We start from the raw sequence: 15,453 nt of genomic DNA on the forward strand, positions 1-15,453 counted from the left end.
ATGCGGCATGGTAGCCGTGCTTGGTGCGCCGAATGCGGGCAAATCCACACTGGTCAATCAGCTGGTTGGTCAGAAGGTCGCGATTACCAGTGCCAAGGCCCAGACGACCCGTGCACGGATGCTGGGCATTGCCCTGCATGGTAATGTCCAGATGATCCTTGTCGACACGCCCGGCATTTTCTCGCCAAAGCGGCGGCTCGACCGGGCAATGGTTAGTGCAGCCTGGGAAGGCGCGGAGGCGGCCGATGCAGTTTTGCTGCTGGTCGATCCCCTCAAACAGCGACGGCACGAGCTTGAGCCGTTGATCGAAAGCCTGGCCAACCGCCCAGAGCGCAAGATCCTTGTCCTCAACAAGGTTGATAAAGCCAAAAAGGAACCGCTGCTGGCGCTGGCTCAAGAACTTGGCGAAAAAGCAGGTTTCGAGGAAATCTATTTCATCTCGGCGTTGACCGGCGACGGCGTGCCTGAACTGAAAGATGCGCTCTCCGCGATGATGCCCGAAGCGGAATGGATGTATCCCGAAGATCAGGTCAGCGATGCCAGCGAACGATTGCTTGCGACGGAGATCACCCGCGAACAGCTGTATCAGCAACTGCATGACGAATTGCCCTATGACAGCGCGGTTCGCCCCGAAAGCTACACCCAGCGGCCGGACGGCAGCGTTGAGATCCGCCAGCAAATCGTCATCGGGCGCTCCAGCCAGAAGCCCATCGTGCTCGGCAAAGGTGGCAGCATGATCAAATCGATCGGCGAAGCCGCGCGTGCTGAGCTGTCAGAAATTCTCGGTCAGAAAGTCCACCTCTTCCTCCACGTCAAAGTCGACGAGAAGTGGGAAGATGACAAGGAGATCTACGAGGAGATCGGGCTGGAGTTCGGAAAGTGAAAAGACCAGTCCAGGCGATAGGCCCTCGCGCCCCGGCCCATCTCAGCGCTTCTTCTGAATTTCGATCTTGTTCTTCTTGGCGAAGTCCTTCGTCGATTCCTCGCTGCGACCGATAGCCTTGGCAATTTCCCTCAGGCCCTTGCCCTTACCTGCAAGCAGACGAAGCTGACCGGCCTCGTCTGCTTTCCATGGCTGCTTATGCCGCTCGAAGCGTTCCTTGCCCATCAGTCAGCCGTTTTTTTGACTGCTGGCTTCTTCTTAGCGGCGGTTTTCTTTTTCGCAGGCGCTTTCTTCTTCGGCGCTGCCTTCTTCCGTTTTTTCTTCGCGGGCCCCTTCGCGGCGCGGGCATCGATCAGTTCGATCGCCTGTTCCTCGGTCAGGTCCTCTGGTTTGATATCCTTCGGAATGGTCGCATTGGTCGTGCCGTCAGTGACGTAAGGACCATAGCGCCCGGGCATAACCTTCATCTCGCCGCCGCTGGTCGGATGTTCCTTGAGCGTTTTGATCGGCTCAGCCTTACCGCGGCTGCCGCCCTTCCGGTCGGCCGCCTGCGCGATCAGGTCGACCGCACGGTTCATACCGATTTCGAATATTTCCTGCGTATTCTGTAGCTTGCCGTATTTGCCGTCCGAACGAACGGCGGGACCATAACGCCACAATCCCGCTTCGATCTCCTTGCCTGTCTCGGGATGCTCACCGACTATTCGCGGCAGGCCGAGGAGTTTGACCGCCCATTCAAGGTCAAAATCGTCGATGTCTTTGGGAATGCTCGCACGCTTCGCATCCTTGCCATCGCCCATCTGGACATAAGGACCGAAGCGGCCCGATTTGCGATGAATCTCAAGCCCGGTTTCGGGGTGTTCACCCATCACCGAATTTTGTGAACCATCATCGCCATCGGCGCCCGGCTGGGCAAAACGGCGGGTGAATTTGCACTCGGGATAATTGGCGCAGGCAACAAACGCACCATATTTGCCGCCTCGCAGAGCCAGACGGCCATCCTTGCGGCCTTCCTTGTCGCACAGCGGGCAGTATCGCGGATCGTTGCCATCTTCGCGCGGCGGGAACAGGAAGTCCGACAGATACTCATCAAGCACTTCGGTCACTTCTGACGGCTGGCGCTCCATGACCTCATCCGTCTTCGGTTTGAAGTCTTTCCAGAATTTGCTCAGCAAATCCTTGTAGGCCTCCCGCCCGTCGGAGACGACATCCAGCTCGTCCTCCAAGCCTGCGGTGTAGTCATATGCGACATACTGCGGAAAGAAGCGCTCGAGAAACGCTGTCAGCAATCGCCCTGATTCCTCTGCAAAGAAACGGTTTTTCTCCATTCGCACATAGTCGCGGTCGCGCAGGGTCTGGATCGTGGACGCATAGGTAGACGGTCGCCCGATCCCCAGCTCTTCAAGCCGTTTGACCAGTGAGGCCTCGGAGAAACGCGGCGGTGGCTGTGTGAAATGCTGGTTCGCCTCGACCGCCTTCTTTCCTGGCGCGTCGCCCTTGTGCATGACCGGCAGCAAGCCTTCATCATCGTCCTTGCTGTCGTCCCGCCCCTCTTCATAGACGGCGAGGAAGCCGGGAAACTTCACAACTTGGCCAGTGGCCCGCAATTCATGCAGTCCCGCAGGATCACGCAGTGTCACGGTGGTCCGCTCAAGGCTGGCCGACTGCATCTGGCTTGCCATGGCGCGCTTGAATATCAGGCTATAAAGCTTGGCATCGTCGCCGGAGCTTGCAGTGGCCTGCGTAAAGTTTGTCGGGCGGATGGCCTCATGCGCTTCCTGCGCATTCTTTGCCTTGCTCGAATAGTGCCGCGGCTTCTCGGGCAAGTAATGCCCGTCATAGCGGTCAGCGATGGCTTTGCGGCAGGCGGAGATCGCGCTGCCGTCCATCTGAACGCCGTCGGTCCGCATGTAGGTGATCAGACCCGCTTCGTACAGCTTCTGAGCGCAGCGCATCGTATGGCTAGCGTTGAAGCCAAGCTTGCGTGAGGCCTCCTGCTGCAAGGTCGAGGTGGTGAATGGTGGCGAAGGATGCCGTTTGAGCGGCTTGGTCTCGATCTCTTCGATCGTGAACGGAGCGTTCTCGATCTTGGCTTTGGCTTCGTTTGCTATGCCCGCTTCGCCAAGCGAAAGCTTCTTGAGCTTCTTGCCATCATATTTGACCAGCCGTGCATCAAAGCCGGTCCCGTCCTGTTCCAGCTTGGCGACAATCGACCAATATTCGTCAGGCCGGAAAATCTCGATCTCGTGTTCACGCTCGCAAATCAGGCGCAGGGCAACCGACTGTACGCGCCCGGCCGATTTCGCGCCGGGCAGCTTGCGCCACAACACCGGACTAAGAGTGAACCCGAACAGACGGTCGAGTGCACGCCGCGCGAGATAGGCATCCACCAGATCCATATCGATATCACGCGGCTTGCCCATCGCTCCGGTAACGGCAGCCTTGGTAATCGCGTTGAAGGTCACGCGATCGACCTTGTCCGGCAACGCTTTGCGCTTTTTGAGCAGTTCCAGAACATGCCAGCTGATCGCTTCGCCTTCGCGGTCAGGGTCAGTCGCGAGGACGAGACGGTCGGATTGCTTCGCCGCGTCGACGATTGCCTTGACCTGATCCTTGTTCCGCTTGTCCTGATAGACCTGCCAGGTCATCGCGAAATCCTCTTCCGGACGGACTGCATCGTCCTTCTTCGGAAAATCACGAACATGGCCATAAGAAGCGAGAACCTTGAAGTCCTTGCCGAGATAGCCTTCGATTGTTTTCGCCTTGGCGGGCGATTCTACGATTACAAGTTGCATGTCTGCTGGAACTGTCCCTTACGCGTATACGTGTACGTACGCGCGATTTTGTGCCGCCCTTTGCGTTGGTCAAGCCGGTTTGGTCAAGTCCTGTCGGAGGATTGCAGGTCAGGCAAACACGTCGGCGACCTCGGACGTCGGCTCGGTCAGAATGCGATATACCGCGACCGAGAGCCCCATCATCACTATCGGCAAGATGTGAAGCGCCAGTCCTGGCAGGACCGTAAGCGGAGAATTGCGTCCAAGCGCACCGGCCAATCCTGACACTGCGCCATAGGCTATCAACCACCCGAACAGGATGACGAACACAGCCAGGCTGAGTTGCAGTGTGCTACCGTCGCTGGCGCTCCAGCTGTCCCCCATCGCCTGGAACAGACTGCGGTCTCTGGCGACCAGAAAAGCTGGAGCCATGATCCATTTGGCCATCAGGATCACGCCAGGGACGACCAGAAAATTGGTCGCAAATCCCGCTGCAATCCCGATGAGCAGCGCCATGAAAAACAGCTGGAAAACGCGAAATCGGTCATCTTCGACAATGCCGTGCCGCTGCATCAGTTGCTGAAACAACCAGTAGTGCGCGACCCAATAGGCGACAAAGCCGGCTAGCCCGATGAGCCCGCCAAGGCCGACGGTTTGCGACTTTGCTGCATAACCAAGCAAGCCAAGAAACCCGAAACCTGCAAAGTATAACCCGATCTCGCGCTTGATCAGCCCAAGCTCCAGAAAAGCACCGCCGAGAAAGTCGCCGATGTTTGCCTGCCTTGGTTCATTCAATGCCATCAATGCGCCCCATCAGCGGTCAGTTGTGAACACTGACTCGTCCGCCCGCATGCCTCTGCAATCGGCCGGAAATTTCAAGCTCAAGCAGTGCCATTTGCACAGACGCGGCGCTTTCGCCCGATTGGCGGATCAGTTCGTCTATCGCCACCGGCGCGGTGGTTAGCAAACTGGCGATGTCGGCCGGATCGGCCTCTGCCAATTCTTCATGCGGAGTGAAATCAGGGGCGTTCGCCTCGCGAAAACTCGAACGGGGTGTGCCATCGAACCCCCTTAGAAGTTCGACCACGTCATCGACCGCCTGAACCAGGACCGCTCCGTCCCGGATCAGCTTGTTGCAGCCCTGTGATCGCGCATCGAGCGGGCTACCCGGAATTGCCATTACTTCACGGCCGGCTTCACCCGCGAGACGTGCCGTAATCAGCGAGCCGGACTTGGGCGCGGCTTCGGCGACCAAGGTTCCGGCGGCAATGCCGGCAATGATCCGGTTGCGGCTGGGGAAGTGGCTGCCGCGTGGTTCGGTACCAGGCGGCTGTTCCGCAAGGAGAAGCCCTTCAGTAGCGATCCGTTCCTGCAGTTCGGCATGCTGCGGCGGATAAGCGATTTCGATGCCGCTCGCGATTACGCCGATGGTGGACGCGCCATCCGCGCTCGATAGCGCGCCCTTGTGTGCGGCACCGTCGATCCCCCGCGCCAGCCCTGAGACGACCGCGAATCCCTCCGCCGCCAGCCCGGCGCCGAATTCGCGTGCCAGCTTGATCGCTGCCGCCGACGCGTTCCGAGCGCCGACAATGGCAACGCAAGGTTGCTTCACCAATTCGAGCCGGCCGCGATAGGTCAGGATCGGCGGCGCACTTTCCAGTTCACGCAACAGCGGCGGATAGTCGGGTGAGTCATGGAACAGGTATTTCGCCCCGGCCTTGCGGGTCGCCAGAACCTCTGCCTCAACCTTGTCCGCTGCAATCGGACGGTAACTGCGCCCGCCTCGTTTGCCGAGGTCCGGCAATCCTTCAAGCGCCGATCGCGCATCACCAAATCGCTGCAGCAAGTGAAGATAGGTTACCGGCCCGATGTAAGGCGAGCGAAGCAGCCGTATGCGAGCAAATGCCTCTTCCTGGGAAAGCGCTGCGGCTTTCACGTCTTGTTGCCAACCTTTGGTTCGGTCCCGGCGAACAGGCGGCTGATATTCTCGCGATGCAGCCAGATGATCAGCACCGCGATAAGCGCAAGCACTTTAGCGGGTGTCACAAAACCCATCGCAAATGCGCCCACCGCTGCAGCGAGAACGGCGGTCATTCCGGCGAGCGAACTGATCCGGAAGATAGCCAGCATAGCGATCCAGACGCCAGCATAAATCAGCCCGAGCGGCCATGCGAGACCAAAGGCGACGCCCGCATTCGTTGCAACCCCTTTGCCGCCCTTGAACTTGAGCCAAACGGGAAAACAGTGTCCGATCACTGCGAACAATGCAGTCCAGCCCATATCCTGCCAGAAAAGCTGGCTCGCAATATAGACCGGTACGAAACCCTTGAGCAGATCAAGCAACAGCGTCGCAGCCGCCAACCCCTTGTTTCCTGTACGCAAAACATTCGTCGCGCCGATATTGCCGCTGCCGATGCTGCGCACATCACCCATCCCGGCCATTTTGGTCAGGATCAGGCCGAACGGGATCGAACCGAAACCATAGCCGAGCAAGGCGGCCCAAAGGACGTTCAATGTCAGTTCGGTTCCCATGCCAACCCTCGCACAATAAACCCCGCGCTTGTCGAAACGGGGTTTTTCCTATCTAGGCACCTAGTATCAAAACCAGTCGTTGGACAAGCGCGGGACCGATGGAATTGGAAAGAAGCGAGAAAATTGCCCCGGTCCTGATCTTCGATACCGGCGTTGGCGGGCTTACCGTGCTGGCCGAATTGCGCAAATTGCTGCCAGAAGCACCGGTGATTTTCGCCGCCGACCAGGCCGGCCTCCCCTATGGCGAGAAAACCGAAGCCGAAGTCGCCGCGCGCGTATCGGGTTTGCTCGGCCGGATGAGCGAGCGCTACCGCCCACGTCTCGCCTGCATCGCCTGCAACACAGCCAGTACGATTGCCCTCGACATGGTGAGAGACGTACTGGAAATCCCGGTTGTCGGAACAGTTCCGGCAATCAAACCGGCAGCAGCAATGACGAAAACCGGTGTGATCGGACTTCTTGGCACAAAGGCAACAATACGTCAGCCCTATGTGGACCGGCTCGAAGCGCGCTTTGCCCAAGGCAAGACGCTGCTGCGTCACGGGGCGCCGGAACTGGTCGATCCGGCTGAAGCCAAGTTGCGCGGCAAGCCGGTCGACCGCTCTATTATCCAGCGCGCCGTCGCGGCTCTCCGCGAAAAGCCGCAGGGCGAAAAGATCGACACTGTCGTGCTCGCCTGCACGCATTTCCCACTCTTGATCGAAGAGCTTTCGGGGGAATTTGGTCAGAGGGTCAGATTGATCGACGGTTCGCACGGAATCGCGCAACGGATCGTCAGCTTGCTCGACGGCCAGGACTTTGAGCGCGCTGCACCCGACATGGCGGTGACCACAGGCCTTCTCGATGATTTCATGCCACTTTCGGATGCGCTGGGTCGTTATGGCCTCGATCGCATCGAGCGGTTTTGAATTCCTGCGAATCGTTCGCAAAGATCGCGGTGGAAATGCGCGCCAAACGGCCCTAAATCCCGTCGCCATCCGAAGCCGCTCCTATGCGGTGCCAAGTGGCAGTGTTGCATGAACTACGATCAGGTATTCGACCAGGCGATCGACCGTCTTCACGAAGAGGGCCGGTATCGCGTGTTCATCGACATCCTGCGCAACAAGGGCGCATTCCCCAACGCGCGCTGTTTTGCCAGCCACAACGGGCCCAAGCCGATCACGGTCTGGTGCTCGAATGATTACCTCGCGATGGGCCAGCACCCCAAGGTCATCTCTGCGATGGAAGATGCCTTGCATGATGTCGGTGCCGGCTCGGGCGGTACGCGCAACATTGGCGGCAACACGCACTATCATGTCGAATTGGAAGGCGAACTGGCCGACCTGCACGGCAAAGAGGCGGCGCTGCTGTTCACCAGCGGCTATGTTTCCAACGACGCGACCCTGTCGACCATTTCGAAATTGCTGCCGGGCTGCGTAATCTTCTCTGACGAACTCAATCACGCAAGCATGATCGCCGGCATCCGCAATTCGGGGTGCGAGAAACGGGTGTTCCGCCACAATGACATGGCGCATCTCGAAGAATTGCTGGCCGAGGAAGATCCTGAAACGCCAAAACTGATCGCATTCGAAAGCGTGTATTCGATGGACGGCGATATCGCTCCGATCCACCAAATCTGCGACTTGGCAGACAAGTACAACGCACTGACTTATATCGACGAAGTTCATGCGGTCGGAATGTATGGCGAGCACGGCGGCGGGATATCCGAACGCGACGAAGCGGCCGACCGGATCGACATTATCGAAGGAACCCTGGGCAAGGCTTTCGGTGTGATGGGCGGTTATATTGCGGCCGATCGCAAGATCGTCGATTGCATCCGGTCTTACGCGCCGGGTTTCATTTTCACGACATCGCTCAGCCCGGCCCTTGTCGCCGGTGTTCTGGCAGCGGTAAAGCACCTCAAGGCATCGTCCGAAGAACGCGATGCGCAGCAGGCCAACGCGGCTTTGCTCAAACAGAAATTCCGCGACGCCGGCCTGCCGGTGATGGACAGTGTCACGCACATCGTGCCGCTGATGGTGGGCGACCCTGTACGTGCCAAGAAAATCAGCGATATACTGCTCGCCGAATACGGCGCTTATGTGCAGCCGATCAATTTCCCGACGGTGCCGCGCGGAACCGAACGGCTGCGGTTCACACCGGGACCTGCCCATACCGAAGCCATGATGGACAGCGTTACGGACGCGCTGGTTGAAATCTGGGATCGGCTCGACCTCGAGTTGCGCAAAGCGGCTTGAGGCTAAGCAACCGTTCCGGTCACTGGCCCCGCCCTTCGCGGCCAGGCGCACGAAGCTTAGCAAATAAGTAACCATAGCGGGCTTAAGGCACAGCCATGTCCATGGCGAGTTTCCTCAAGTCGCGCGCCCCCGTCCCTGAAGAGGGCAGCGCCAATTTCAGCGGATCGCGCTTGCGCGAGCGCATTCTGGACGAGTTCGAACAAGCAGGGATCGGATGGATCTGGGCGACCGATAGGGACGGCCGGATAAGTTATCTTTCTCCGATGGCCGCCGACGCTTTGGGCCAGGAAACGGATTCCATCCTCGGTCACCAGATCGAGGAAGTCTTCGAAATCGACCAGGACAATCCTGACCAGCAGACCGCGCGACCGCTCAAATTTCAGGTCAAGAGCCACAAGAAGATCCGCGAGCAGGTGGTGCGCTTTGCACTCAACAAATCGTCGCAGGACGTTCGCCAGATCTGGTGGAATTTGACAGGCTATCCGGTTCACACGCCAAGCGGTGAGTTCGATGGTTATCGCGGAAGCGCGAGCGATGTCACAAACGAATACGAACGCAAGATCGTCGACTCCAAACTTGCCGAATTCGACGGGCTCACTGGTCTGGCCAACCGTCACAACATCAATCGCTCGCTCGATGGGACGCTTGCCTCCTACAAGGCATCCGGACGCAGTTGCGCGCTGTTGATGCTCGACCTGGACAAGTTCAAGCGGGTCAATGACACACTTGGGCATCAGGCGGGCGACGAACTGCTCAAACAGGTCGCAGAGCGGCTGACCAACCTTGTCGGCAAGCGCGGACTTGTCGCGCGGCTTGGCGGCGACGAGTTTCAGGTCATGCTGGCCGACCAGGATGACCGCGGTGCCCTGGGTGAGCTGGCGGAAAAAATCATCCAGATACTCTCGCAGCCTTACGCCCTCGAAGATGACAAACGTGCCATTATCGGGGCCTCGGTGGGCATCGCTATCGCACCGTTCGACGGCGATGGCCGGGAAGCCCTGATCCGCAGCGCCGATCTCGCGCTCTATGCCGCGAAGAACGGCGGCCGCGGCCAGTTCCGGTTTTATTCTTCCGATCTGAAGGACGAAGAAGAAGTCCGTCAGGTGATGCTTGATGATTTGCGGGTCGCGCTCGAAGAGGGCCAGCTCTACCTGCATTATCAACCAGTGGTATCCATCAAGACCGGCCATGTGGTTTGTCTCGAAGCGCTGATGCGATGGGAACATCCCGATCGTGGTTTCGTCAGCCCCGGTCAGTTTATACCGGTCGCCGAAGACAGCGATCTGATCAACAATCTCGGCGAGTGGGCTTTGCGCACAGCGTGCCAAGCCGCGTTGAAATGGCCCAAAAGCGTCCGCGTGGCGGTCAATGTGTCTGCGGTGCAATTTGCCAACCAGGGCTTCCCCAGCGTTGTCGCCAACGCCCTTGCGCACACCGGCCTCGATCCCGACCGGCTCGAACTTGAGCTGACGGAAAGCATCTTCGTCGGCGACACCGACGAGACCGAGCGCATGTTCGCTGCGCTGAAGGGTCTAGGCGTGCGCCTTGCGCTAGATGATTTCGGCACGGGTTATTCTTCGCTGAGCTACTTGCGCGCAGCACCGTTCGACAAGATCAAGGTCGACAAGAGCTTTGTCGATAGCTGTACCCAGAAAGACAAGAACAGCGCGAAGATCATCGCCGCCATCGTGGGCCTGTCCAACGCGCTCAACATGGAAACCACTGTCGAGGGGGTTGAAGCTTTCGACCAGCTCGAGGTGGTCAAGGAAAAGGGCGCCAAGCTGGTTCAGGGCTTCATCTATTCGCGCCCCTTGCCCGAAGATCAGGTCGACGCACACATCGCCAGCGGCGAATTCATGATGAAGCCGGATGGGCCTGAAACCTACCGCCCCGATCGCCGCTCGGTCTTCCGCCGCGTTGGCGCGATCCACGAGGATTATTATTACAACGCCGTAATGCGCGACCTGTCGCAGAACGGTGCCGGACTTGAAGGTATCGTCGGGCTCGAATCCGGAACCCAGCTGGTGCTCGATATGGGCGAAGGCCAGCTTGCGGTTTGCTCGGTCAGACGCACCTCCGGGTCGGAGTTCGCGGTCGAATTCGAAACGCCTCTGGTGAATGACGGAGCCGGCGGGCTGTGCACCCGCCACCGCGTGTCCAAATACGCTATTGCCGCTGCTGGGCTCCCGGCCAAACCGGGTACCGCCAGTCCGACAGAGGGCAAGCGCGACCAGTCGAAACCGAAATTCATGGAAGTATCGGCGGGCGGAATCTCCTAACCCACTCGACACAGTACCCGTGCATGCTAACCAGTCTCGAAACGAAACCTGGGAGCATGCATGACAGGCACGGACATGAACTTCGACGAGGTGGTCACCGGCCGCCGCAGCATTCGCGGCTATCTCGACAAACCCGTCCCTCAGGACCTGATCGAGGAAGTCCTCGCGCTCGCCATGCGCTCGCCCTCCTCGATGAACACGCAGCCTTATCATTTTCATGTGCTCACCGGCGAACCGCTCGACCGGATCCGCAAGGGCAACACTGAAAACATCCTCGCCGGTGTGCCTGATAGCCGTGAGTTCCGCCGCGGCGAGCCCTTTGCCGGTGTCCACCGTGAACGCCAGATCGGCTGCGCGGTGCAGCTGTTCGAAGCCATGGGCATCGAACGCGGCGACAAGGAGAAGCGGCAGGACTGGGTCCTGCGCGGCTTCCGCCAGTTCGACGCGCCGGTCTGCGTGATCATCGCTTACGACAAGGAGCTGGCAGGCAGCGACGACACCGCCTTCGATTGCGGCGCGGTCACAACCGCGCTGGTCAACGCCGCGTGGAGCCGCGGGCTCGGCTGCGTGATCAACTCGCAGGGCATCATGCAGTCACCCGTCGTACGCGAACACGCCAGCATTCCGGACGACCAGGTCATCATGAAGGCCGTCGCGCTAGGCTGGCCCGACCCCGACTTTCCTGCCAATCCGGTGAAGATCACCCGCCGCGCGGTTAGCGAAGCGGCGCGGTTCGTGGGGTTCGACTAGGTTTCGCGGTCAGCACCCCGATTTACCCCATCGTCATCTCCGCGTACGCGGGGGTGACGGGGAGAGGCTTGTGCCTCTTGGATTGGCAATTCGGGGGTGGCAGGGGAAATCTCGAATGCGGACATGATCCGTTGCTCCATAGTTGCGAATGAATCGGATGGATTATGTCGTGCGGGAGTCTGCAGGACAGGGATCTAGTCTTGGCGTCGCGCCTGTGTGCTTCGAATGCCGAGCCGACGCTTTCCTTTGCTAAGCGACAAGCAGCTACGGTTCAACATCTGGCTAGCCTCGTTTCGGCATTCATGCCAAGGCCGCTGCCAGCCAGTAAATGGTGCACCCCTGAACGACTCAAACTGTGGAATTATAAAGATAACCATGCGCGTAAAACCCAGGCAAGCTCGGCAGGCCCTCAACCTGAAATTGTTCCTCCGTGTTTTGCTTGCAGCCACGCTTCTGCTGTTCGCCGCGATCATTCTGATCAGTCAATTCGCACCCGACTATTGGGACGGCATCAAGCGCCTGACGAAAAGACAATATATTGCGGCCTCGGACCTTTATTATGACTCTCGGGTGACGCCCGAAGAATTTTCAATTGAGAGCGCGGAGGATCGACGAACCCTTCCGGAATATTCCTATATCCGCGCCGTTCCTCCGGAGCAGCGAACCCGTCAAACTACAGCACCGCCATTGTTGGACGGCATCTGGCCAAGAAGCACTGGAGACATGGGCGCAACACGCTTCTCCTTGGCCGATCAGATTCAACCGGAAAATGTCGCTCAGTTGGAGATCGCGTGGCAATACAAGGATGCGAAAGCTGGCAACATCCAAGCAACGCCCGTGTTCGATGGCGACCGTCTTTATCTGGTGACACCCAGCGGAACGATCGCAGCGCTTTCCCCTGAGAATGGCCGCGAACTTTGGGAATTCAAGCCTTCAGCAGCGCCAGCGAAGCGAGGGCTGCTCGTTCACCGAGACACTGACGGGAAACCGAAGCTTTATTTCACTGCGGGCAATGCGCTTTACGCGCTCGATGCAGCAACAGGCTTGGAGGATGCCAGATTTTCTGGCGGGGCGGTGAGGCTAGACGGGGAATCGAAGGTCGCTCCTGCGATTTGCAACGGGCAGATCATCACTGCCAACATAAGCGACAGCCCTACCGTCCAAAGCTTTGACCTGATCGACGGCAAGATGAAATGGTCAGTACCGCTGACCCCGCGCGACCTTCCGCAGGGAACCGGTGGTCGCCCTGCCAGGCAAACCGGCGGCAACCCGTGGGGCGGGTTCTCCATCGACACCGGAAGATGCATGGCCTTTGTCAGCACGGGCAATCCTGGACCTGTCTTGGTGGGGGTCGAGCGTCCCGGTAACAATCCAGGGACTTCAAGCGTTATTGCGATCGACCTCGACAAAGGTAAGGTAGTCTGGCGATTTCAGGAAATCCGGCATGATCTCTGGGACTTGGATATTCCGGCGCCACCAGCACTTTCAACTGTCACTATTGCCGGTTCGACATTCGACGTGGTCGCAACACCGACAAAGACGGGCAACACACTGCTGCTTGACCGATTGACCGGTCGACCAATCTTCGATTGGCGTTTGCGACGTGCACCGACCTCCAGCCTGCCGGGTGAAAGAACCGCCGATTATCAGCCTTCGCCTGTGTTGCCCGAGCCATTTTCGCGGCAAGTCTTTTCAGAATCTGACGTTACCGACATTGCGGAAGTCAATCGGCAATCGGTGACCCAGCATTTGAGTGGTGCCGCGTTCGGCTTCTTCGAGCCGCCATCGAACAAGCGCCCGCTGGTCTTCTACGGCCTACATGGCGGTGCCGAATGGCCTGGCGCGTCGACTGACCCGCGATCCGGCGCCTTCTTCGTCGCAGCAAACAACGTCCCTTCCATCCTGCGGCTGGTAGCAGAACGAGATGTCAGGCTCGATGAATCCTTGCCTGGCCGTCAGACCTATCTCCAGAACTGTTCGGCTTGTCATGGAAAGGACCTCGACGGGTCAGTCGGTCCAGCGATTGCAGATGTTGGCTATGCGATGGACCGCGATGCAATACGGGCGATTATTGTAAATGGGCAACAAGCCATGCCGGCGATCGCGCTAACCAAGGCCAAGCAAAACGAGGTTATTGAGTACCTTACGTCGGGCACAGCAACCGACAGTGCATGGCCTCGCTATCGAAGGGCTGACTACGAACGCCTCTACGATCTGGAGGGCTTTCCCGGTTCACGCCCACCTTGGGGTACGTTGACTCGCATCGATCTCAGCACCGGACGGATTGTCTGGCAGGTCCCGCTAGGGATTGATCGCACACTCGAAAGTCGCGGAATAAATGGCACAGGCACAGAGAATTTTGGCGGTTTGTTGACCACAGGCTCCGGGCTCGTATTCGCTAGCGGCACCAAGGACTCCATGATCCACGCTTTCAATGCGAAAGACGGCAGCTTGCTCTGGAGCCATTCACTACCCAATATCGGTTCGGCACCGCCGATGACGTATGTTTACCGCGGCCAGCAGTATATCCTTATTCCCGCGACCGGGGGCGGAACTCTGCGTCTTTATGATGATCGAGTCACGGTCGGAGGCAGCTTCGTCGCTTTTCGGCTGCCAATCAGCAAGGACTAACCCTACCGCAAGCTCACCACATTGTCCGCCTCGGGCCGCACGCGGCTGCCGTCGTAGAGGCTCAGCATCGGTTCGTCCGCCACCAGCACCTGTTCCGCATCGCCGAAGCCGTTGAAGCCGGTCTTCATCGCGGTGCCGTAAGCGCCGAGCATGCCGATCTCGATGTAGTCGCCGGCCTGAATGTCCGACGGCAGCGGGAACGGGCCCTGCATGTAATCGGCATCGTCGCAGGTCGGGCCGTAGAAGGCGAAATCGGCATCGGCATCGCGCAAATCGTCTTCCAGTGCTTCGACGGGGAATTTCCACGCCACATGCGCGGCATCATACAGCGCACCATAGGCGCCATCGTTGATGTAGAGTTCGTCGCCCCGGCGCTTGTCCACGCGCACGATCATACTGCTGTATTCCGCGCACAGCGCCCTGCCCGGCTCGCACCACAATTCCGCATTGTAGGCGATCGGCAGCGCGTAGAAGTGCTGGTGGATGATCTTGAAATAATCTTCCAGCGGCGGCGGTTCCATGCCCGGGTAAATGCTCGGGAAGCCTCCGCCCACGTCGACCATGTCGATCACCACACTGGCCTCGGCAATGGCAGCGCGCACGCGGTCGAGCGCGGTGACATAGGCGAATGGGCTCATTGCCTGGCTGCCGACATGGAAGCAGATGCCTAACCAGTCGCAATGCTGCCGGGTCAGCTGGAGCAGAGCGGCCGCCTCGCCCAGTTCAGCGCCGAATTTCGATGCCAAAGACAGCTCTGAATATTCGGAGGAAACTCGCAGGCGGACCAGCAGGCGCAGATCGCTCGCCGCATTACCTTCGTCATCGCGGCAAGCATCGACAATCTTTTCCAGCTCTTCGGTGGTGTCCAGACTGAAGGTCTTCACGCCGTGGTTGTGATACGCCTCGCGAATGGCGCGCGCGGTCTTGACCGGATGCATAAAGCACAGCGTCGCGTCGGGAAGCGTTGTCCGTGCGAGGCGCACTTCAGCGATCGACGCGACATCGTAATGGGTGATGCCGTTGTCCCACAGGGTCTGCAGCAGTTCAGGCGAAGGGTTCGCCTTCACCGCGTAAAGCGATTTGCCGGGAAATTTATCGACGAAGAAACGCGCAGCGCGCGCAGCCGCGTGCGGCCGGTTGAGGATCACCGGCTCGTCCGGCGTCAGATCGCGGACTACAGATTTTGCGTCAGGATAGATGTGCAACTCAAGGGACCCCCTGAAGGTAGCTTTACGGTCAAGGCTGCCTTGCGGTTGAGTCCCTTGGGGCAGTGATCGCGCCTATAATCGCGTTGTTGTGAACCGCAAGTGAAAACGCGCACCAGCGCCGACGGTGCGCCAAGCGCCCTCTACTGTTCAATGTCCGCG

At 59.0% G+C, this 15,453-nt stretch carries 12 protein-coding genes; 6 read left to right on the forward strand and 6 right to left on the reverse strand.

Annotated elements, in window-relative coordinates; all coding sequences use genetic code 11:
• Window positions 1-7 precede the first annotated feature (7 nt).
• Window positions 8-883, forward strand: a complete 876-nt coding sequence (era, locus tag E0502_RS14290; protein WP_137678832.1) for a GTPase Era — start codon at window positions 8-10, stop codon at window positions 881-883.
• A 42-nt stretch (window positions 884-925) separates the two neighbouring features.
• On the opposite strand, the gene E0502_RS14295 is transcribed toward era, so the two are convergent.
• The 5 genes from E0502_RS14295 to plsY form a co-directional block, all read right to left on the reverse strand.
• Window positions 926-1,108 (reverse strand): hypothetical protein, encoded by a 183-nt coding sequence (locus E0502_RS14295; RefSeq protein WP_137678644.1) that lies wholly within the window; start codon window positions 1,106-1,108, stop codon window positions 926-928.
• Complete coding sequence (gene topA / locus E0502_RS14300) at window positions 1,108-3,678, reverse strand: type I DNA topoisomerase (RefSeq protein WP_137678645.1); 2,571 nt, start codon at window positions 3,676-3,678, stop codon at window positions 1,108-1,110. The genes E0502_RS14295 and topA overlap by 1 nt, the downstream gene beginning before the upstream one ends.
• Before the next feature lie 108 nt (window positions 3,679-3,786).
• A complete protein-coding gene (locus E0502_RS14305; protein ID WP_137678646.1) occupies window positions 3,787-4,458 on the reverse strand; it encodes a hypothetical protein in 672 nt (223 codons plus the stop codon).
• A gap of 19 nt (window positions 4,459-4,477) precedes the next feature.
• Window positions 4,478-5,593 (reverse strand): DNA-processing protein DprA, encoded by a 1,116-nt coding sequence (gene dprA / locus E0502_RS14310; RefSeq protein ID WP_137678647.1) that lies wholly within the window; start codon window positions 5,591-5,593, stop codon window positions 4,478-4,480.
• The gene (plsY, locus tag E0502_RS14315) at window positions 5,590-6,189 is read right to left on the reverse strand and encodes a glycerol-3-phosphate 1-O-acyltransferase PlsY (protein ID WP_137678648.1); all 600 of its coding nucleotides are present in this window, start codon (window positions 6,187-6,189) and stop codon (window positions 5,590-5,592) included. The genes dprA and plsY overlap by 4 nt, the downstream gene beginning before the upstream one ends.
• A gap of 98 nt (window positions 6,190-6,287) precedes the next feature.
• On the opposite strand from plsY, the gene murI reads away from it, so the two are divergent.
• The 5 genes from murI (at window position 6,288) to E0502_RS14340 (ending at window position 14,086) form a co-directional block, all read left to right on the forward strand.
• Window positions 6,288-7,097: a glutamate racemase gene (gene murI, locus E0502_RS14320; RefSeq protein ID WP_137678649.1), complete on the forward strand. Its 810-nt coding sequence runs from the start codon at window positions 6,288-6,290 to the stop codon at window positions 7,095-7,097.
• A gap of 108 nt (window positions 7,098-7,205) precedes the next feature.
• Window positions 7,206-8,426, forward strand: coding sequence for a 5-aminolevulinate synthase (gene hemA, locus E0502_RS14325; protein ID WP_137678650.1), 1,221 nt, complete (start codon window positions 7,206-7,208; stop codon window positions 8,424-8,426).
• A gap of 101 nt (window positions 8,427-8,527) precedes the next feature.
• Complete coding sequence (locus tag E0502_RS14330; protein WP_240049127.1) at window positions 8,528-10,705, forward strand: putative bifunctional diguanylate cyclase/phosphodiesterase; 2,178 nt, start codon at window positions 8,528-8,530, stop codon at window positions 10,703-10,705.
• A gap of 60 nt (window positions 10,706-10,765) precedes the next feature.
• The gene (locus E0502_RS14335; protein ID WP_240049129.1) at window positions 10,766-11,455 is read left to right on the forward strand and encodes a nitroreductase; all 690 of its coding nucleotides are present in this window, start codon (window positions 10,766-10,768) and stop codon (window positions 11,453-11,455) included.
• 225 nt (window positions 11,456-11,680) lie between these two features.
• Window positions 11,681-14,086, forward strand: coding sequence for an outer membrane protein assembly factor BamB family protein (locus tag E0502_RS14340; RefSeq protein ID WP_137678652.1), 2,406 nt, complete (start codon window positions 11,681-11,683; stop codon window positions 14,084-14,086).
• Window positions 14,087-14,088: 2 nt separating this feature from the next.
• On the opposite strand, the gene E0502_RS14345 is transcribed toward E0502_RS14340, so the two are convergent.
• A complete protein-coding gene (locus E0502_RS14345) occupies window positions 14,089-15,291 on the reverse strand; it encodes a type III PLP-dependent enzyme domain-containing protein (RefSeq protein ID WP_137678653.1) in 1,203 nt (400 codons plus the stop codon).
• Window positions 15,292-15,453: the final 162 nt, after the last annotated feature.

Origin of the sequence: Parerythrobacter lutipelagi (genome assembly GCF_005434975.1) — a bacterium.
Classification (GTDB): Bacteria; Pseudomonadota; Alphaproteobacteria; order Sphingomonadales; family Sphingomonadaceae; genus Parerythrobacter_A; species Parerythrobacter_A lutipelagi.